This is a genomic window from Vreelandella sp. 162(4c), from assembly GCF_058152265.1.
Genome location: NZ_CM176981.1, coordinates 2,433,580 through 2,452,730 on the forward strand (window position 1 = coordinate 2,433,580; position 19,151 = coordinate 2,452,730).

19 protein-coding genes are annotated in these 19,151 nt (G+C 52.1%); 13 read left to right on the forward strand and 6 right to left on the reverse strand.

Features of this window, described 5'->3' with window-relative positions:
* Nucleotides 1-110 precede the first annotated feature (110 nt).
* The 13 genes from fliF to fliR all read left to right on the forward strand — a co-directional run bounded on the left by fliF (nucleotide 111) and on the right by fliR (nucleotide 11,920).
* A complete protein-coding gene (gene fliF, locus AC4EYZ_RS11130; RefSeq protein WP_159175896.1) occupies nucleotides 111-1,901 on the forward strand; it encodes a flagellar basal-body MS-ring/collar protein FliF in 1,791 nt (596 codons plus the stop codon).
* On the forward strand, nucleotides 1,894-2,901 hold the full coding sequence (gene fliG / locus AC4EYZ_RS11135; protein WP_027958752.1) for a flagellar motor switch protein FliG: 1,008 nt from the start codon (nucleotides 1,894-1,896) through the stop codon (nucleotides 2,899-2,901). Before fliF ends, fliG begins: the two co-directional genes overlap by 8 nt.
* Complete coding sequence (locus AC4EYZ_RS11140) at nucleotides 2,894-3,667, forward strand: flagellar assembly protein FliH (protein ID WP_027958751.1); 774 nt, start codon at nucleotides 2,894-2,896, stop codon at nucleotides 3,665-3,667. The genes fliG and AC4EYZ_RS11140 overlap by 8 nt, the downstream gene beginning before the upstream one ends.
* A gap of 11 nt (nucleotides 3,668-3,678) precedes the next feature.
* Nucleotides 3,679-5,073 carry a flagellar protein export ATPase FliI gene (gene fliI / locus AC4EYZ_RS11145; RefSeq protein ID WP_233975313.1) on the forward strand — a complete coding sequence of 465 codons (1,395 nt, stop codon included), beginning with the start codon at nucleotides 3,679-3,681 and terminating at the stop codon, nucleotides 5,071-5,073.
* Nucleotides 5,070-5,522 carry a flagellar export protein FliJ gene (gene fliJ / locus AC4EYZ_RS11150; RefSeq protein ID WP_027958749.1) on the forward strand — a complete coding sequence of 151 codons (453 nt, stop codon included), beginning with the start codon at nucleotides 5,070-5,072 and terminating at the stop codon, nucleotides 5,520-5,522. Before fliI ends, fliJ begins: the two co-directional genes overlap by 4 nt.
* Before the next feature lie 19 nt (nucleotides 5,523-5,541).
* Complete coding sequence (locus AC4EYZ_RS11155) at nucleotides 5,542-7,290, forward strand: flagellar hook-length control protein FliK (RefSeq protein WP_474191262.1); 1,749 nt, start codon at nucleotides 5,542-5,544, stop codon at nucleotides 7,288-7,290.
* A 180-nt stretch (nucleotides 7,291-7,470) separates the two neighbouring features.
* Nucleotides 7,471-7,947 (forward strand): flagellar basal body-associated protein FliL, encoded by a 477-nt coding sequence (gene fliL, locus AC4EYZ_RS11160; protein WP_138801290.1) that lies wholly within the window; start codon nucleotides 7,471-7,473, stop codon nucleotides 7,945-7,947.
* Nucleotides 7,948-7,968: 21 nt separating this feature from the next.
* Entirely contained in the window at nucleotides 7,969-9,024 is a 1,056-nt protein-coding gene (gene fliM / locus AC4EYZ_RS11165) for a flagellar motor switch protein FliM (protein WP_474191261.1), read from the forward strand.
* Nucleotides 9,021-9,548, forward strand: coding sequence for a flagellar motor switch protein FliN (gene fliN, locus AC4EYZ_RS11170; RefSeq protein ID WP_027958747.1), 528 nt, complete (start codon nucleotides 9,021-9,023; stop codon nucleotides 9,546-9,548). Before fliM ends, fliN begins: the two co-directional genes overlap by 4 nt.
* Complete coding sequence (fliO, locus tag AC4EYZ_RS11175; protein ID WP_027958746.1) at nucleotides 9,545-9,985, forward strand: flagellar biosynthetic protein FliO; 441 nt, start codon at nucleotides 9,545-9,547, stop codon at nucleotides 9,983-9,985. The genes fliN and fliO overlap by 4 nt, the downstream gene beginning before the upstream one ends.
* Before the next feature lie 89 nt (nucleotides 9,986-10,074).
* Entirely contained in the window at nucleotides 10,075-10,809 is a 735-nt protein-coding gene (gene fliP / locus AC4EYZ_RS11180) for a flagellar type III secretion system pore protein FliP (protein ID WP_051052194.1), read from the forward strand.
* 45 nt (nucleotides 10,810-10,854) lie between these two features.
* Entirely contained in the window at nucleotides 10,855-11,124 is a 270-nt protein-coding gene (gene fliQ, locus AC4EYZ_RS11185; RefSeq protein WP_027958744.1) for a flagellar biosynthesis protein FliQ, read from the forward strand.
* A 4-nt stretch (nucleotides 11,125-11,128) separates the two neighbouring features.
* A complete protein-coding gene (fliR, locus tag AC4EYZ_RS11190) occupies nucleotides 11,129-11,920 on the forward strand; it encodes a flagellar biosynthetic protein FliR (RefSeq protein WP_474191816.1) in 792 nt (263 codons plus the stop codon).
* Between the two features lie 98 nt (nucleotides 11,921-12,018).
* Here fliR and flgL read toward each other — a convergent pair whose 3' ends face one another.
* From flgL to flgG, 6 genes are all read right to left on the reverse strand, one after another.
* Entirely contained in the window at nucleotides 12,019-13,302 is a 1,284-nt protein-coding gene (gene flgL / locus AC4EYZ_RS11195) for a flagellar hook-associated protein FlgL (protein WP_159175892.1), read from the reverse strand.
* Nucleotides 13,303-13,318: 16 nt separating this feature from the next.
* Entirely contained in the window at nucleotides 13,319-15,271 is a 1,953-nt protein-coding gene (gene flgK, locus AC4EYZ_RS11200) for a flagellar hook-associated protein FlgK (RefSeq protein WP_474191817.1), read from the reverse strand.
* Nucleotides 15,272-15,344: 73 nt separating this feature from the next.
* Nucleotides 15,345-16,376, reverse strand: a complete 1,032-nt coding sequence (gene flgJ, locus AC4EYZ_RS11205) for a flagellar assembly peptidoglycan hydrolase FlgJ (RefSeq protein WP_474191818.1) — start codon at nucleotides 16,374-16,376, stop codon at nucleotides 15,345-15,347.
* Entirely contained in the window at nucleotides 16,376-17,443 is a 1,068-nt protein-coding gene (locus tag AC4EYZ_RS11210) for a flagellar basal body P-ring protein FlgI (RefSeq protein WP_474191822.1), read from the reverse strand. Before AC4EYZ_RS11210 ends, flgJ begins: the two co-directional genes overlap by 1 nt.
* A 168-nt stretch (nucleotides 17,444-17,611) precedes the next feature.
* A complete protein-coding gene (locus AC4EYZ_RS11215; RefSeq protein ID WP_474191819.1) occupies nucleotides 17,612-18,301 on the reverse strand; it encodes a flagellar basal body L-ring protein FlgH in 690 nt (229 codons plus the stop codon).
* A gap of 37 nt (nucleotides 18,302-18,338) precedes the next feature.
* Complete coding sequence (flgG, locus tag AC4EYZ_RS11220) at nucleotides 18,339-19,121, reverse strand: flagellar basal-body rod protein FlgG (protein WP_180090544.1); 783 nt, start codon at nucleotides 19,119-19,121, stop codon at nucleotides 18,339-18,341.
* Nucleotides 19,122-19,151 lie beyond the last annotated feature (30 nt).

The following is a 19,151-nucleotide window of genomic DNA, read 5'->3' on the forward strand; positions in this document are numbered from 1 at the left end:
TTCCGCCTCATCTTTTTGGCGGATAACCGCGATCGACGGATATAGCCTATGCCTTCTTTGGTGATGCGCCTGGGCCGACACCAGTTTTGCCTGCCCCTCTGGAGGGTCGCATGAGCGAAACCGGTGCAACGGCAGGCCGTCAAAACAGTACGAATCAAGCCGCTCCCCGCAGTGGAAATATCAATAGTGGAAGCAACGGTAGTGGAAATACCGAACGCGACACCAGCGGCTCAGCTTTTGAGCGTACGCTGAAACAGCTGCGTGGCAATCCGCTAGTCGCACTGCTTATCGCAGGCGCCGCCTCAATTGCTATTGTGGCGGCTCTATTTATGTGGGCCAGTAGCCCTGAGTACCGCGTGCTGTATAGCAACCTAAGCGAAGCTGATGGTGGCAGCATCATCAATGAGCTCGATACCCGCGGCATTCCTTACCAGTTCAGCGAAGGTGGCCAGGCATTAATGGTGCCTAGTGATCAAGTCCACACACTGCGCCTGCAGCTTGCTGAGCAGGGGTTACCCCGCGGGGGCAACCTTGGCCTTGAACTAATGGACAGCCAGGCATTTGGGATTAGCCAGTTTGCCGAGCAAATTAATTACCAGCGAGGTCTTGAAGGTGAGCTTGCGCGCTCAATCGAATCGCTGGGGCCGGTGGAAAGCGTGAGAGTGCACCTCTCCATGGCCAAGCCATCAGTCTTTATTCGCGACCGTGAGCCAGCTAAAGCATCCGTTGTGATGACTCTTCTACCAGGCCGGGTTTTAGGTGAAGGTCAGGTCAGCGCGATCGTTCATATGGTTTCGGGCAGCGTGCCTGACCTAGCCGCTGAAGATGTCACGGTGGTTAATCAGGATGGCCGACTGCTGTCTGCCGAGACAAGCAACGGTAATGACCTGGATGGTTCACAGCTTGAATATATTGTCGAGGTTGAGCGCTCTTACCAGCAGCGTATTGAGCATATTCTAACGCCCATCTTGGGTCGTGATAATGTGCGCGCCCAGGTTGCAGCGCAAATCGACTTCTCTCGACGCGAGCAGACCTCTGAACGCTACGGGCCCAATCAACCCCCCAACGAAGCAGCCGTACGTAGCCGCCAGCTAAGCCTTACATTTGACGGTGAAGACCCATTGGCCACCGGCATTCCAGGCGCGCTGAGCAACACGCCGCCAGGCACACTGCCCTCCCCCATCAACCAGCCGGAGGGCGAGGAAGAGGATGCTAATCAGCAAGAGGATGTGCCCCCCGAAGCGTTGCGCAACTTGCGTCAGGATGACGTCATCAACTACGAAGTTGATCGCAGCATTGAGCATGTCCAGCATCGCCTTGGTCAGATAGAGCGGCTATCCGCCGCGGTGGTCGTAAACTACCGTTCGGAAATGAACGATGAAGGCGAGTGGGTCGACGTTGCGCTAACCGATGAAGAAATTGCCCAGATTGAGCGTCTAGTTCGTCAAGCAATGGGCTTCTCGCAACTGCGAGGCGATGAAGTGGAGGTCGTCAACTCTCCCTTCGCGCGCAGTGTCGAGGAAACCGCGGAGGTCGAATGGTGGAAAGATCCCAGCGTTCTGTCACTGGCTGGCAAGGTAGGTCGCTACCTATTGGTTGCCCTGGCGATTCTATTGCTCTACCTGCTGATTTTGCGCCCCTTAATTAAACGCTATACCCAAACACCGGTTATGGCGGCAGCAACGCCCGGCGGCACGCTGGCCGCCAGCGTAGGCGGTGAAGATGATGACGAAGAAGGCGAAGAGCCATCAGGCGAGAGCGATGAGACCTACGCCAAGCCGAAGCGTCGGCGTAAAACCTCACTCTATGAGCATAACCTCAATGACCTGCGTGAAATGGCTCAAGAAGACCCCCGCATGGTCGCGATGATCATTCGTAGCTGGATGAATGCCAATGAGTAGTTCAATTGCTGAAATGAACGGGGCTCGCAAGAGCGCCATCTTATTGCTTGCACTCGATGAAGACAGTGCCGCTGAGGTCTTTAAATACCTCGGCGCTGCGGAAGTGCAAGAAATCAGTATGGAGATGGCCCGGCTGAACCAGGTCTCCCATGACGACATGAAGGCGGTGCTCGAAGCATTCCATAAAGAGACCGAAGAGTTTGTAGCGCTTAATCTTAACTCCAGCGATCACATTCGCTCAGTGCTGACCAAAGCACTGGGCAGCGAACGCGCGACGAGTCTGATTGAAGATATTCTAGAGACCACTGGCAATAATTCGGGCATTGACGCGCTTAACCTCATGGAAGCCTCCATGGTGGCCGAACTCATTCGCGACGAGCACCCGCAAATTATCGCAACCATTCTAGTTCACCTGGATCGTCATCAAGCCTCCGACATCCTTGAGCTATTCGAGGAAAAACTGCGCAATGACGTGGTTCTTCGTATCGCTACTTTCAGCGGCGTTCAGCCCGCCGCACTGCAAGAGCTGACCGAAGTACTCACTAGCATGCTGGACGGTCAGAACCTCAAGCGCAGCAAAATGGGCGGCGTAAGAACCGCGGCCGAGATCCTCAACTTGATGAACTCCTCCCAAGAAGAGACCGCCATCGAGACCGTGCGTGCGCACAGTGAGGATTTGGCTCAGAAAATTATCGACGAAATGTTCTTGTTCGAGAATCTGCTCGACCTCGACAACCGCGCTATTCAAATGGTGCTCCAAGAAGTCGATACCAACTCGCTGGTGGTGGCCCTTAAAGGGGCTCAGGACGCCTTGGTGGACAAATTCCTGCGTAATATGTCACAGCGCGCTGCCGATTTAGTTCGTGAAGATATGGAAGCCCGCGGCCCGATCCGCGTCTCTCAGGTGGAAACCGAGCAGAAGGCTATATTGCAGGTCGTTAGGCGCTTAGCTGATTCTGGTGAAATCGTCTTGGCAGGTGGAGACGACGAGTATGTCTAATACTCACTCGCCGAAATTTGATCGCCATGGCGATTGGCGCCGCTGGCAAATGGAAGAACTGGCGTCCACGAAGAGTAGCCATGCCTCAGAGGGCGAGGTACCCACGGCCCATCAACGCAAAGTACAGGCGGCACAAAAAGCGGCTGAACTGGCACGCCAACGTGAAGAGGATGAGCGCCAGGCACTGCACGAGCGTATTCGTCAGCAAGCCGAAAAAGAGGGCTATGACGCAGGCTTTGAGCAGGGTCGCAAAGAGGGGTTGGAAAAGGGGTTAGCAGACGCTGCCGAACAGGCCAAAAAAGAGCTAGAAGCACAAATCCACAAGACCGTTGCGCCGCTGGAAACACTGGGCAAACAGTTTTCAAATGCGCTTGAACGCCTTGATGACACCATCGCCTACGACCTGGTTGAGTTAGCACTGGCCACCGGCAAACAACTTGCTAGCGATGCCCTACAGGACACACCTGAACAAGTTTTGGCCATTGTCCGCGAGCTTCTGCACACCGAGCCTCCCTTGGTAGGCCAGCAACGTCTTTGGCTTAACCCCGATGATCACGCTTTAGTAGAGGAGCACTTGGGTAATGAGCTCAGGGCCGCCAATTGGAAGCTCCAGCCTGATGACCAACTGGCCCGTGGCGGGTGCCGGGTAACCAGTGCTCAGGGTGAAATTGACGCAACCTTTGAAAGCCGTTGGCACGCTATTCAAGCCCAATCGCGCAAACGCGGTCTCAATTCTCCACCCTCCTCTAACGTCCCTTCATCCTAGGCGGATACGCTATGGCAGATACCACCTGTCCCCATCAACATCGCTGGAATAAGGCATTGCGACGCACGCAGCAGCGTGTTAGCCATCTGCCTCGCTACCGCAATAACGGCCGCGTCATTCGTGCGACGGGAATGGTGATTGAAGTGGTTGGGCTACGTGTCGCCGTAGGTAGCGCCTGTCGGATTGAATTGCCGGGCAGCGACGGTCGCTTGTCCGACAGCGATAGGCATGCCGAAGCGGAAGTCGTCGGCTTTTCTGGTGATAAGCTATTCCTGATGCCCTTGGAAGAGGTCATAGGGCTAATGCCTGGCGCTCGCGTCGCGCCTCTTGATGAAAGCGGCAACAACAGTGCCCGCCGCTTCCCTATGGGCGATAGTCTGCTGGGCCGGGTACTGGATGGCAATGGCAATCCGCTTGATGATCGGGAGGGCATCGATGAGATACCTCGAGCAACACTCAGCTCGCCGCCGCTTAATCCGCTTTCTCGCGCGCCAATTGATGCGCAAATTGACGTAGGCATTCGCGCTATTAATGCGCTGCTTTGCGTAGGTCGCGGTCAGCGTATGGGGCTATTTGCAGGCTCCGGTGTGGGCAAGTCAGTATTGCTAGGCATGATGGCACGCTACACCAAGGCCGATGTCATTGTGGTGGGCTTGATTGGTGAGCGGGGCCGTGAAGTACAAGACTTTATCGATAACATTTTGGGCCCTGAGGGTCGACGGCGTGCTGTTGTCGTCGCCGCCCCCGCTGATACCTCACCGCTACAGCGCTTACAGGGTGCCGCGTATGCGACTCGCCTGGCAGAAGGTTTTCGTGACGAAGGTCGCGATGTCCTGCTGATCATGGATTCGTTAACCCGGTACGCCATGGCACAGCGGGAAATTGCCCTGGCCATTGGTGAGCCACCCGCTACTAAAGGTTATCCGCCGTCGGTTTTTGCAAAGCTGCCCGGCTTAGTGGAGCGCGCAGGTAATGCTGAGCGTGGTGGTGGTTCCATTACGGCGTTTTATACCGTGCTAACCGAGGGCGATGATCAACAAGATCCTATTGCCGATTCTGCTCGCGCCATTCTAGACGGGCATATCGTGCTGTCGAGAACGCTAGCGGAAGCAGGTCATTATCCGGCCATCGATATTGAAGCTTCAATTAGCCGCGCAATGACCTCCATCGCCTCAGCCGATCAGCTTCAGGAAGCACGAGTGTTCAAACAGCTCTTCTCGCGCTACCAGCGTAACCGGGATCTTATCAGCGTGGGGGCCTACAGCCCTGGCCATGATCCCCAGCTCGACGAAGCAGTGAAACGCTTTCCATCGTTGGAAAACTTCCTTCAACAGAATATTGATGAGTGTGCAACGCTTGCCGATGCTCGCCAAGCGCTGCACGCACTGGTAGGAGGACGCACATGAGTACTTCCCAGCTCGAAATGTTAACCGACTTAGCCAGAGGTGCCCGCGACCAAGCGGGTAAAGTACTGGCACAAGAGCGACAAACGGAGCAACAAACGACCGCTCAGTTACAGTCGCTACTGAGCTATCGGGCGGAGTACGCTGAGCGCTTGCAGAAAGCGATGCGTGACGGCATTGACCCTGCCACTATGTACAACTATCAGCAGTTCTTAGCCTCTTTGGACGCGGCCCTAAGCCGCGCTCGACAAGCGTTAGCGTCTCAACAGGCAAGCGTTGAACAGAGTAAAAAGAACTGGCAACAAGAGCAGCGAAAGCTCTCTTCCTACGATACACTGGCGTCGCGTCGACTACTTGAAGAGCACCGCCGCAGTGAACGTCATGAACAAAAAACTAACGATGACTTGGTGACAAGCCGCGCGGCTCGTCAGCATAACGACACTCCGCATTAGCGGGGCCAGGGAACTGAACATGAACATTCACCAGTTGCTTTCGGTCAGCCAAAATTCGCCTCAGACGCAGTCTCAAGGCACTTTCGGCCAACAAGACACAGCTAAGGGCGTATTTCATCAAACGCTGTTGCAAGCGTCTGGCGCTCAGCGATTATCAGCGTCTGCTTTCAGTGAAGCTGCTGCTTCTCATACGCCGCGATCGCAAGCTCAGCTAAATGAACTCAGCTCTCTTTTGTCGGATGCATCAGCTGACGATGTAGAAAATTTGAGTGAAGTCCTGCAAACCCTGGGACTGGATGTCAGTGAGCGCGATTTGTCTGAATTATTGGCTCAGTTGCAACAGCCGAGCTCAGAGGTCAGCCTAGAAACGCTAGGTCTAGATGCTGGAGAAGCATCGACTCCCCTTGACGAAATTGCCGGCCGTCTCGCGCTAATGGCATCTTTTACGGAAAGCAGGCCTGAGTTGGCTTCACCCGCTGCCCCAGCCACGCTGGAAGCAATCGCTGAACAGTTAAATATTAGTCAATCGGAAGCGGCACAGCTGGTCAATTCCAAGGGACTCAAGACAATTGCCCAGTATCTAAGTATGGATAAAAGTGGGCCTGGGCAGTCTATCGACCCAGCCGCGCTGGAAGCCATTGCTGATAAGTTAAATATTAATCAAACGGATGCTGCACAGCCTATCGTCCCAGCAGAGCTGAAGGTCGTCGCTGAGCAGTTAAATATTAGCCAAACGGAAGCAGCACAGCTGGTAGATTCCAAGGGACTCAAGACAATTGCCCAGTATCTAAGCATGGATGAAAGTGGGTCTGGACAGCCTATCGACCCAGCCACGCTGGAGGTCATTGCTGAACAGTTAAATATTAATCAAACGGATGCTGCGCAGCCTATTGTGCCAGCAGAGCTGAAGGCCGTCGCTGAGCAGTTAAATATTAGCCAAACGGAAGCAGCACAGCTTGCCTCCACGCTAAATGCGCTGGCTGGCCAGCTACAAAGTACCTCCCCCCGCTCGGCAGAGTCGGCTCAGTTAACCAATGCCCGTTCGCCTGTCGCCGAGCTCCAGGCAGCCTTAAGGCCACAGCCTGATACGTTCTTTACTCAAATAAACACTGGTAATGCAGCTCAGCAGGCTAACTCCCCCACTGCAGCCACGCAGATCAGTAGCGAAGCCCTGATGTCCGCTCTATTGACAGGAGACGGGGCTTCGAAAGCAAGCCCAAGCAGTGAGCACTTGCTTACTGGTTTATCGTTAAATACCGGCAGCAGTTCGGTAGCTACATCGCAATCTAGCCAGGGCTTTTCGCCCACTGTCGCGCCGACAGCGGCCACTTTAGCGACACCTGTCACCAGCCCCGCCTGGCCACAGCAGTTAAGCCAGCAGTTAGTGCAGATTTCACAGCGCGGTGGCGAGCAGCACGTTCAGATGCAATTGAACCCTGCAGAATTAGGGCCGCTGTCTATCTCCCTGAAGTTTGGTGAACAGGGGGCGCAAGCGCACTTTTTGTCCGCCCATGCCCAGGTACGCCAAGTGCTCGAACAAGCGATTCCCCAGCTGAGGGAAGCGCTGGCTGAGCAAGGCATTTCGCTAGGCGAGACATCGGTTGGCGAACAGCGTGACCCCAACGAGCAGGCTTTTGCTCAATCAGGCGGCAAACAGGGTGCCGAGGCTGGGAGCGGCAACGGCGATATAGGCTTGGATGAATCACTTACCCAAAGCACCGAGCGCAGCCCGCTAAGACTGGATGGGCGGGTCGATCTATACGCCTAAGCATTGACAGAGTGCATGACCATTCTAGAACTACAACGATTAATACGCTCATAAATACGTACGTGAAATAGCTAAACCAAAAGATAGGCTTGCCAAATAAGCCTGTTCATTTCATCACCAGCATGCGCTTTAGGCATAATACATTGCTAGTGATACGCATGGAGTTCACAGGAATCGCAAATGGCAGAAAAAAGCGGCGGGTCAAAAAAACTGCTCTGGATAATGATCATCCTGGTCTTGCTGTCGTCAGCAGGCGCAGCGGCAGCTATTTATATGGTAATGGATCAGCGTGATGACGGTTCAGAAGACGCTGAGATGCAGCAAGCGATGGAGCGCGAGCCGCCTATTTTTATGCGTATTGAACCCTTTACCGTCAATCTTGCCGATGACAGTTATGGTTCACGCTTGCTCTATACAGGCGTGACTCTTCGTGTGGGTAATGAAGAGAGTAAAACCATTCTAGAAGAGCATATGCCTCAAGTACGCAGCCGTTTGCTGATGCTGCTATCCGGCAAGCAGGCTGATGAACTTACTTCCTCGGAAGGTAAGCAGCAGCTTGCACAAGCGATTGTTGATCGACTCAACGTCCCGCTGACGGAGAATCAGCCGCCACTTGATTTGCGTGAAGTTTTATTCACCGAATTTATTGTGCAATAACCTCGGGAACTGGAGCCGTTCATGTCACAGGACGATCTACTGTCCCAGGAAGAAATAGATGCCCTGCTAAAGGGCGTTAGTGGAGACGATGAGCCATCGGCTTCATCTTCCCATGCGTCAGATGAAGCCCGGGTTCGCCCTTACGATCCGTCGACCCAGCATCGCGTTATTCGTGAGCGTTTGCATGCGATTGATTTTATCAACGAGCGCTTTGCTCGCTACTTTCGTACTGGCCTGTTTAACCTACTGCGGCGTAGCGCGGACATTACCGTCGAGTCAGTTCGCTATCAAAGCTTTAGCGAGTTCTCACGTAATGTTCCCGTGCCTACCAACCTGAACATTGTGTCGATGAAGCCACTGCGGGGTTCAGCGCTCGTCGTATTCCCCCCCAATCTCGTTTTTATGGTGGTGGATAACCTTTTCGGTGGTGACGGTCGTTTTGTCACTAAATCGGACGGTCGGGAGTTCACTAATACTGAACAGCGTATTATCCAGCGCCTGCTCAATCTCGCTATTGATGCATACCAAGAGGCCTGGAAAGTCGTTTATCCGCTGGATGTCAGTTTTTTACGCTCAGAAGTGCAATCAAAGTTTGCCAACATTACCAACTCACCCAATGAAATTGTGGTGAACACCAAGTTCAACATTGAAGTGGGCAACCTATCTAGCAATTTTCAGATATGCATGCCGTACGCCATGATTGAGCCGCTACGCGACTTACTAGCTAACCCAATTAATGACAGCAATCACGACCAAGACGGCAGTTGGTCACGCCGAATGGCAAGTGAGCTGCGTCAGTCGGAAGTGGAGCTAGTCGCTGAATTTGCTCAGATACCCAGCCGTATCGCCCATGTGATGGGATTGAAAAAAGGCGACGTGCTGCCGTTAGACATTCCAAGTTCAATCACCGCAAGCGTTGACGGGGTGCCCGTCATGGAGTGCGAGTACGGAAGTCAACGTCAACAGCATGCACTGCGTGTGTTACATATGATTGACCATGCCGCTATGAATAATGCATCGTCCAAGGACTTCATTAAAGGGTCTACGCGACAGAAAGCCAAGGAATCCAAAGCATGACTGATCCCAATAAGCCTGATCAGAACGTCTCTGACGACGATTGGGCGGATGCCATGTCCGAGCAAGAAGAACCCACCTCCAGCGCCGATGCTGCCAGCGAAGAGGAAGATCCTTGGGCAGCCGCAATGGCGGAACAAGAAGCTGCTGAAGAGAGCGAAGAAGAGACAGCTGCTGCCCCAGAAGAGCCCAAAGCACCTGCAGCGAAAGCGGCAAGTGAGGATATCTTCCGTCCGTTGAGCCCAGACAGCGGCTCTTCCCAGGCGCGTGAGCTTGAGATGATCATGGATATCCCGGTGAAGCTCACCGTGGAACTCGGCCGTACAAAGCTAACTATTAAGCAGTTACTGGAGTTGGCACAAGGGTCTGTTATTGAGCTTGAAGGACTCGCCGGAGAGCCGATGGATATCTTGATTAACGGCTACTTGATTGCTCAAGGCGAAGTTGTTGTGATCGAAGATAAGTACGGCATTCGGATTACTGAAATCATCACGCCTTCTGAACGTATTCATAAATTGAACCGATGAGCGTTGCAACCTCTTCGGCGCAGAATGGTTCGCTCGATGCACTAGGTAACGGTGGCGAGGCATTGGTAGGGATGGCCGTTTTGGGCAAGACTGCCGCGGCTTTAGCTCTCGTTATTGCGATCATTTTAATCTGTACAGCGCTTTTAAAGCGCTGGAGCAACCATACCACTCGCCATGGCGCCCACCTGCGCATTGTGGGCAGTACGGCTGTGGGAAATCGTGAGCGTATCGTGATTGTTGAAGTAGAAGATACCTGGTTGGTTGTTGGAGTGGGAGGTGGCCGAATTACTAAACTCCACGAGCGCCCGGCCCCTGAAGAGCGCCCGCCAACCGCATCAGCTCCGCCTTCCTCACGCTTTGCGCGTCGTTTATCCAAAGCGCTAGCCGCAGGCCGTCGCGACTCGTCTGCGCCCACCGATCCACATCAGACGCCATGAGGTACCGGATGCACCTTTTTTGGCCCTGTGTTTTGAAGAACCGTTTTTTGAAGAGCCATGTTTTGAATAGCAAAACGGCTAAACCGTTCATGATGTGGCTTGTGTTTGCTGTCGCGTGTTTTATAGCCAGCCCTGTGCATGCACAACAGATTCCCGGCATTATTTCTCAGCCGCTTGATGACGGGGGCCAGCAGTGGTCATTGTCGCTGCAAACCCTGCTTTTCCTAAGTTCTCTAGCGTTTTTGCCCTCCATGCTGCTGATGATGACGAGCTTCACTCGTATCATCATTGTGCTTAGCCTATTGCGGACAGCGATGGGCACCCAGGCAACGCCGCCCAACCAAGTGCTGTTAGGGATAGCGCTGTTTTTAACTTTTTTTATCATGTCACCCGTATTGGCCCAGGTATATGACAACGCCTGGGTGCCGCTGACTAATGAGACGATAAATTTTGAAGAGTTTTTACTGCTGGCTCAGGATCCATTTCGGGAATTTATGCTCGCTCAAACCCGAGAGCCGGATCTGGCACTGTTTGTTCGCCTAGCCGATGTGGGCCCCATGCAAGGCCCGGAAGAACTGCCAATGCGTGTCTTGCTGCCCGCCTTTGTCACCAGTGAACTAAAAACGGCCTTTCAAATCGGCTTTACCATTTTCATTCCGTTTTTGATCATTGACCTCGTGGTGGCCAGCACATTGATGGCATTGGGGATGATGATGGTTCCGCCCATCACTATCTCATTACCTTTTAAACTGATGCTGTTCATTTTAGTGGATGGCTGGCAGCTTATTATTGGCTCGATGGCAGAAAGCTTTTACATGATATAGCGCGTTATACCGCACATTGTTTATACAGCCCACAGGAACCCAGCTATGACACCCGAGATGGTGATGAGCATTGCTTATCAAGGAATGCGAGTAACGCTTCTACTTGCTGGCCCCATGCTGTTGGCGGCGCTATTCACCGGCCTTATCATCAGCTTATTTCAAGCCGCGACTCAGATAAATGAAATGACACTAACCTTTATTCCTAAAATTCTGGCTGTGTTCGCGGTGTTGGTATTAGCAGGCCCATGGCTGATTGGCTTAATTACCGATTTTACTCACCGCCTATTTACTAATATCCCCAGTATGGTGATGTAGCGCTATGGTGGAAGTCACTTTCGCACAGCTGCAAGGGTGGCTAGTGGCTTTTTTATGGCCGTTTGCGCGCATTACAGCTTTCATGGCAGCGTCGCCTCTATGGGGCCACTCCAGCGTTCCCAACCAAGCCAAAGTAGGTTTGGCAGCCTTAATTGCCATTGTCATCGCGCCGATTTTACCGGCCATGCCGGATATAGCTGTAATGTCCTGGGCAGGCGTGGGGATTATGATCGAACAGATTCTAATCGGCTTGGCGATGGGGCTCGTCATGCATATCATGTTTGCGGTTGTTCAAGCGGCGGGGGATTTTATCGGTCTGCAAATGGGCCTAGCGTTTGCGAGCTTTTTTGATGCTTCGAGTGGTACCAACATTATGGTGCTCTCACGCATTCTCTACATGATCACTCTGCTCATGTTTTTGGCCATGAATGGTCATCTGATGGTGCTTGAAACCTTGATTATGAGCTTCCAAACGTTGCCCATTGGCATTGGGACATTCAACCCAGATGCGTTTATTTTGTTATCTCGTTATGCGGGCACGATTTTTGCGTCGGGAATGTTATTGGCGCTACCGCTGGTGGGCTCCCTGCTGACCATCAACCTGGCACTGGGCATACTGAACCGTTCTGCCCCCCAGCTCACCGTCTTCAATATCGGCTTTCCTACCTCTCTTATCGTGGGGCTAATATTAATGATGGTGCTCATGACCGACATTAACCGCTTTCTACAGCGGTTGTTTACGCAAGGCCTAGGGTTTATGCAGACGTTAATCGAAACGATGGCGCCCTTAAACTAAAATTCCCCTGTTTTCATGACGTTTTAGCCATAAAAACAAGGGAATAAGCAGAACTCCGCGACACGCAAGCGATAAGGTGCCGTAATAATTGAGCTACACTACATATAGTTAAACAACGATAAGCCTTTAATATCTACAAACGCTTTTTGTGCTGCCTGCATACCAACTTGTCGCAAACTATACTCAGATATTGCCTCAGTGTAATCCAGATCGACTAAATCCGATAGCGTTTGATCGTAGTTCAGCATTCGATTACTGCTTACCGAATCGATAACATCAAGCTCATTCAAACGCGCCCCAGCGGAAGCGCGCACGGTTAGAACATTATCCAAACTATTGTCCAGATCGCGCATAGCAGTATTCAAAGTATTACGCTGATCGGCTTTTTTGGTGGCATTATCAGCAGGGTTTTCTAATACGCGAATGGCTTCTTCCATAGTGCGAAACAGGTCGGCACCACGAACATCACCCCCTGATTTAGCAACCAGTATTTCATCATCCGGCGCAGGTGTACCTTCAAGGCTAATCGATAAGCCACCGAACTCTAATGAGAGAGAACCCTCTTCGCTAATATCATCTGTCCAGTTGCCAGAGCTTAATGCTGCCCCATCCGTGTCGTTGTCCACCCAAGTATCCGTTTCATTATCAAATCGTTGAACCTGATATGTTGGATCAGCAGCAGTTCCATCAAAACTGACACGGTAATCACTACCGTAATCAGCGTCATTGACGTCAAGAGTTTGGGGCCCGCGAAATGTCACATTACCTTGATTCAGAGTGCCATCTTCTTTCTTTGCTTCTGCTACATATCCAGCACCGCTGGGTACACTTTGGAAGATAGTCACGCCATTATCAGCTACCGGTATCAAGCGCGTAGAATCTACACGCTGTTCGCGTGTATTCGTATCGCCTCTATATTCCACACTACCGTCAGCAGACTTCACAAAGGGTGGAGTATTATCTTTATAACCACCAAACAAATAACGACCGTTACCATCGGTAGAATTCGCTTGGCCTATCAGTGTTTCATAAACGCCTTTAAGCTCGCTGGCGATGGACTCGCGGTTTTCGCTAGTTAGCGTGTCGCTAGACGCCTGAATCAACAATCCTTTGGCACTTGTTATTGCATCACTAACGCTATTGATAATATTTTCAGTCTGCGACAGCGAATTACGGGCGGATACGCGAGAATCTGAAAATTGTTCAGTAACCGCCTTTGCCTGATCAACGCCAATCGCCCGCGAGGCGGCCTGTGGGTCGTCGGATGGGTTAACCACACGTCGGCCGCTGGCAATCTGCTGACTGACCCTCATCAGGTCACTTTGTTGGCGGTTCATGGACGCCGTGCTTTGCTCAAACATGGTAACGGTACTAATACGCATCACTTAAGCTCCCGAATTAACCGCGCAGGTTCAAGATGGTGTCCATCAGCGTACCTGCGGTGTCAATCACACGCGCATTGGCCTGATAGTACTGTTGGTAACGGATCAAGTTAGCAGCTTCTTCGTCTAGATTAACTCCAGACTCTGATTGCTGTACGGCACGCAATTGATCGGTAAGGCCTTGACGAGCATCCAAATTAACTTCTGTAATGTTGGTTCGGTTACCAACATCGCTGACTATGGATGCATATGCACCGGTGACCGTTGCGCTAGCACCGACAATAGATTGGGACTGCAGGTCTTGCAGCGCTAAAGCATTACGGTTATCGCCACTGGCAAAAATAGTCTGGCTAACTGTTAGTGACGACGTTTCACCTGCATCAGGAAGGTCGCCAACCGTAAAGCTGATACCATCAACTTCAATCTCATCACCCACTTCCAGCTCAATGTCTGATATGTCTGATGCATCAACAGTAGTACCGTTAAGCATTATGTCTGTTGCCGGTTGCACTGTTAGCGTGCCAACTGTGCCGTCAGACTCCACTTCAAATTGATATTTTCTGTTTTCGGCGAAAGCGTCTGAAGATATACCTAAATCGCTAACGTTTAAATCACCCTCACGTTCAAACGAGTTGCCCGTGTTATTTCCTACGTTAATAAAGCCTGCGTCCCCTGCTGCAATTTTGTCTACGTCAGCAATATTGACTTCCATACCATTGGCGGCGCGCCGTACCGGCTGAATTTCAAAGCGATCACCATCTTGCGGTACACCGCTAAATTGAATACTGACACCGCCAAAATTTAATTCGCCATCATCATCCCAGGCGTCTTGATCGAAATCTACAACCTGCCCATTGTCTTTACGGGTAACCACGGGCTCACCAGCCTCAAAACTGACGGTATAGTCAGTCGCCCTAAGGGCATCAACTTGATCGGGGTCAAATTCAGCGCTGGTGATAGTGACGGCGGGCAAGCTATTACTCTTATCGGCATACGTTTGTGGGTCACGCACTGCAAAGAAGTTTTTGCCCTGATCACCGTTAAGGTCTACACCTTGCTTATGCTGCTCATTGAAAGCCGTCGCCAATGACACAGACAATTGACCAATTTGGTTCTGCGTCTTATCTAAGGTTTCTGAACGGAAGGCCATCAAGCCTCCCAATGCCCCGCCTGTTATCGTCGACTCATCTAGCTGAACGACGTTACCACCGCCATCCCGATACCCCACCACCGTTCGCTGAGGGTCATAATCCGCTTGAACTGCTTCAAGCTGGAACGAGTCGGTGCCTGTTACCAGCGGCTGACCATTGGGCAGGCTAATATTGTAGGTTTTGCCATCCTGAATATTAAGGCGCAAATCCATACGCTCATTTAGCTCCGATACCAATTGATCACGCTGGTTGAGCAGGCTATTGGGGGCCTCCCCACTCCGAGCGCGAGCCAAAGCAATCTCTTTATTTAAACCAGCGATCTGCTCGGTGGTGTTATTAATCTGGGTAACTTCATCCTTGATCTGGCCATTAATATTACCCTGCATATCTTGCAGGTAGCCATCAAAGGAGCGGAACTGTGAACTCAGCGTATTAGCTTGGCCAAGCACGCCCTGGCGAGCCGCTGGGTCAGAGGGTGAGGCCGCCAGGTCTTCTAGCGATGAGAAAAAATTCTGCATCAGAGGGGCTAAGCCTGCCGCGCGATCAGCCAGCAGGTTATCGATTTGCGTTACCTGACTATAGTAAGTGTTTAAGGCACTTGACTGAGTTTTTGCACTATTTAACTGGTCAGCTACGTACGTATTGAACTGACGCTCGATATCATTGACACGAACCCCGCCACCTACACGCCCCTCACCCAACTGGGCCAACTCTCGGTTATAGCCGGGCGTATAGACATTACTAATATTATTACTGCTTGTATTCAGGGCATTCTGCGCGGCATTGAGGCCGCTTAAGCCGATCGAAAACATGCTCATGGTTCAATTCCTTAGGCCGATACCTATCACTACTTTAATTATCGGCGCTGCACAGAAAAACTTGAGGAAAGGGCTAGCGAGCGTCAGCCAGGAAATTTCCCTCAGCGTTAAGCGGCCCCATGGTATTCATCACTGCGACTAACTTTTCAGCGTAGAGCGGATCAGTCGCATACCCACCTGCCTGCAGTTCACGCGCCGCCTGCTCAGCGGAGGGTGCTTGAACAACCCCAGCATAGCGAGGGTTATTGCCGATTAGGCTGGCATAATCAGTAAAAGCGTGTTCAAACGAGTCGTAGACACGGAAGGTGTCAACCACCTGCGTTCGCCGCCCATTAATATATTCATGAGTCACAATATCGGTGGTTTCACCCTGCCAATGGCTACCGGCTTTGATACCAAACAGATTATGACTATTATTGCCATTACGAGTCGCGATTTCGTGCCGTCCCCAGCCTGTTTCTAACGCCGCCTGGGCCAAAATGAGTTCAGCAGGAACGCCGGTGGACTCACTGGCCGCTTGGGCTGGTGCCGCTAACGTTTGAATAAATTGATCGACGTGAGCAGAAGCCGTCGTTTGCGCTCGCGGGTTTAGCGCAGATTCTGCTACCGCATTCCCCTTCTCGAGGCCTTGGCGAATGGCCTCTAGCTCGGTTAAGAATCGACCGCTGCCCTGCTCATGCTGGGTTTCAATCGTGTCAGGATTAGCTGTGAATGAATCGTCGAGCACACGCGGGGTGCCACGGGGGATGCCTGCTATCAGTGCTTGTAACTCTTGATCCGCATCTGGCTGCGTTTTTGAGATGGCTCCTTGGCGCTCCAGTTGCTCAACAAGCACATCTGCAAGACCCATTCCACGCGAAGCCATCACCTGTGACCACTGTTGATCCAGCATCGATTGATAGGTATCCGTCGCACTACTGTTCATCAGTCCTGAACTGGGTGTCGCGTCACGCATACTCTTCATCATCATCTGAATAAATAGCGCTTCAAACTGCTGGGCTGCCCCCCCCACGCCAGCCTCAGGATCTACTCGTGCATTGTGTTGGAGCCGCTGAAAGCCGTTCATGTCCAGGGCGAACTGACTGGTCATATCACTCGCGCTCATTAAATGACCTCCAGTTCTGCACGTAGCGATCCCGATGCTTTTAACGCCTCCAGAATCGACATCAAGTCTTGAGGGGTAGCGCCTAACGCATTCAATGCATTGACCACTTCGTTGAGCTGCGCGCCCTCTACGATCTGTAGATAAGCTTCTTGCTGCTCAATATCAATATCTGCGTCGGGCACCACAACTGTCTCGCCCTCGCCAAACGGATTCGGCTGGCTAACGCCAAATTGGGTATCAATCATGATCGACAGACTGCCGTGAGCTACGGCTGCTTCACGCAGTGTGACGGCACTGTTCATCACTACCGAACCGGTACGTGAGTTCAGCACAACGCGTGCCGGAGCCTCCGTTGGTGTGACCTGAACGTTTTCAATACGCGCCATAAAGTTGACCCGCGCATTATCATCAGTAGGACCGTCAAGGGCGATTACTCGGCCATTACGTGCATATGCCACCGACTGACCAAACTCGTTATTGATCGCCGTTACCATGCGCTGAACGGTGCCAAAATCAGAGTCGTTAAGCTGTAATTCAAGCATGCCACCATTGCCACCTAGGTTAAGCGGCACTTCCTTCTCAACCAGTGCGCCATTGGGAATACGCCCCGATGCCTGCTGATTGATTTGCACACTACTGCCACCCGCTTGGGCGCCAGCGCCGCCCACGAGCATGTTGCCCTGGGCAATGGCATAGGTATCACCATCGGCCCCCTTTAAAGGTGTCATCAACAGCGTGCCGCCGCGCAAGCTGCGTGCGTTGGCTATCGACGAAACGACTATATCTAGACGCTGGCCCGGCCTTGAGAACGGCGGGAGATCAGCGGTCACCATCACCGCAGCTACGTTGCGCAGCTGCAAGTTCGTGCCTGCAGGCACGGTCACCCCAAGCTGGGACAACATATTAGTCAGGCTTTGGCTGGTAAAGGGCGCCTGGGTCGTTTGGTCGCCGGTACTGTCGAGGCCGACGACCAAGCCATAGCCGACCAGTTGGTTATCTCGAACGCCGGCAAAGCTCGCCAGTTCACGAACGCTTTCCGCCTGAGCAGGCAAAGCCAGCGCGCACATTAGCACTAAGGTGATCAGTTGAATAAGCCCGGCGTTGATGGCTTGCCGACAATTAATCCACACATTTCTTAACCGCATCACGATAACCCGCTGTCCCGCGTTCATTGGTCGACCTGCCATTGAAGGGCCTGTCTGGCGTAGCTCTGTCATTGATGGCTCCCCATAGAGCTAGAACGGCGAGACGTTTAAGAAGAAACGTTGTAGCCAACCCATGTGCTGCGCTTCATTAATATAGCCGTCACCGACATACTCAATGCGCGCATCCGCTACTTGAGTGGAAGGAACAGTGTTTTGAGCGGTAATCGTACGTGGGTTAACCACGCCGGAAAAACGAATAAACTCAGTTCCCTGATTGATGGCAATTTGCTTCTCGCCACGCACACGTAAATTGCCGTTATTCATTACTTCTAACACCGAAACCGTGATAGTACCGGTAAAGGAGTTATTGGCCCGCGACCCACCACTACCGGTAAAGTCGTTTTCACCTGAAATATCAAAGCCATATTCTGCAAGCGTATCAAGGACATCAGGCAACTGTGTTAACTCCAGGCTAGCGCTACCGCTACGCCCTGCATTGGATTGCGAATTTTTGCTTGCACTGACCTCCTCATCCAACACAATGGTCAAGATGTCGCCCATGGCGCGCGGCCGACGATCTTCAAAAAGTGGCTGATAACCTTGCCTAGCCTGGTAAATAGAGCCATTGGGGATGGGTGGCGGACGATCAACAATGCTGATCTGCTCTTGCTCACCCACCACTGAAGCTCTTGGAACTTGAGCGCAGCCGGCTACAACCAATAAAAAAAGCACCAGTCCTGCTAGCGCAATACGACGTGACATGTGGTGCAACTCCAGCATAACGCAACCTATAAGTAAGCCCGGTAAGTAACAACCGTTACAGCTGGCTTAAGCGTGCCAACATTTCATCGCTAGTGGACACCGCTTTGCTATTAATTTCATAGGCTCGCTGGGTCTGAATCATATTGACCATCTCTTCAACGACATTGACGTTAGATGTTTCCACATAGCCTTGGAACAGCCGACCCGCACCATTCATACCCGGCATATTCTCATTGGGTGCGCCTGAGGCTCCCGTCTCTAGATAGAGGTTGCCACCAATACTTTGTAGACCTGCTGGATTAATAAAGGTACTGACGCTGATTTGTCCCACCTCATTATCGACCGCAACGCCTGGCTGGCGTACGCTCACCGTGCCATCTTCACCAACATTTACCGACAACGCATTGGCCGGTAAGAAGATTGCTGGTTCAACAGGGTAACCATTGGCTGTGACCATTTGGCCATTTTCATTTAGCTGAAAACTACCGTCACGGGTGTAAGCCGTCGTACCATCTGGCATCAACACCTGAAAGAAACCTTCGCCATTGATCGCGAGGTCTCGCGAATTTTCAGTCTGTTCTAACCCACCTTGGGTATGCAAACGCTCAGTGGCCACGGCACGTACACCGGTGCCCACCTGCATACCGGATGGCAGCCGATCCTGGATATTATTTTGAGCGCCGGGTTGACGCATATTTTGGTATAGCAGGTCTTCAAACACCGGACGTGAGCGTTTGAAACCATTGGTGCTTACGTTAGCTAGGTTGTTCGAAATCACATCTAACTTGGTTTGCTGAGACTCCAAACCCGTTTTAGCTGTCCATAAGGACTTAATCATAATTATGCTCCCTTGACCGACTGACTCACA

Coding starts and splice junctions, on each gene's coding strand:
- fliL (WP_138801290.1), top strand. CDS start 7,471: ATGGCAGAAAAAAGCGGCGGGTCAAAAAAACTGCTCTGGATAATGATC.
- fliG (WP_027958752.1), top strand. CDS start 1,894: ATGAGTAGTTCAATTGCTGAAATGAACGGGGCTCGCAAGAGCGCCATC.
- flgK (WP_474191817.1), bottom strand. CDS start 15,271: ATGAGCATGTTTTCGATCGGCTTAAGCGGCCTCAATGCCGCGCAGAAT.
- fliQ (WP_027958744.1), top strand. CDS start 10,855: ATGACACCCGAGATGGTGATGAGCATTGCTTATCAAGGAATGCGAGTA.
- flgG (WP_180090544.1), bottom strand. CDS start 19,121: ATGATTAAGTCCTTATGGACAGCTAAAACGGGTTTGGAGTCTCAGCAA.
- fliR (WP_474191816.1), top strand. CDS start 11,129: ATGGTGGAAGTCACTTTCGCACAGCTGCAAGGGTGGCTAGTGGCTTTT.
- fliN (WP_027958747.1), top strand. CDS start 9,021: ATGACTGATCCCAATAAGCCTGATCAGAACGTCTCTGACGACGATTGG.
- AC4EYZ_RS11140 (WP_027958751.1), top strand. CDS start 2,894: ATGTCTAATACTCACTCGCCGAAATTTGATCGCCATGGCGATTGGCGC.
- AC4EYZ_RS11210 (WP_474191822.1), bottom strand. CDS start 17,443: ATGTGCGCGCTGGCTTTGCCTGCTCAGGCGGAAAGCGTTCGTGAACTG.
- fliF (WP_159175896.1), top strand. CDS start 111: ATGAGCGAAACCGGTGCAACGGCAGGCCGTCAAAACAGTACGAATCAA.
- fliJ (WP_027958749.1), top strand. CDS start 5,070: ATGAGTACTTCCCAGCTCGAAATGTTAACCGACTTAGCCAGAGGTGCC.
- flgL (WP_159175892.1), bottom strand. CDS start 13,302: ATGCGTATTAGTACCGTTACCATGTTTGAGCAAAGCACGGCGTCCATG.
- AC4EYZ_RS11155 (WP_474191262.1), top strand. CDS start 5,542: ATGAACATTCACCAGTTGCTTTCGGTCAGCCAAAATTCGCCTCAGACG.
- fliM (WP_474191261.1), top strand. CDS start 7,969: ATGTCACAGGACGATCTACTGTCCCAGGAAGAAATAGATGCCCTGCTA.
- fliP (WP_051052194.1), top strand. CDS start 10,075: ATGATGTGGCTTGTGTTTGCTGTCGCGTGTTTTATAGCCAGCCCTGTG.
- fliO (WP_027958746.1), top strand. CDS start 9,545: ATGAGCGTTGCAACCTCTTCGGCGCAGAATGGTTCGCTCGATGCACTA.
- fliI (WP_233975313.1), top strand. CDS start 3,679: ATGGCAGATACCACCTGTCCCCATCAACATCGCTGGAATAAGGCATTG.
- flgJ (WP_474191818.1), bottom strand. CDS start 16,376: ATGAGCGCGAGTGATATGACCAGTCAGTTCGCCCTGGACATGAACGGC.
- AC4EYZ_RS11215 (WP_474191819.1), bottom strand. CDS start 18,301: ATGCTGGAGTTGCACCACATGTCACGTCGTATTGCGCTAGCAGGACTG.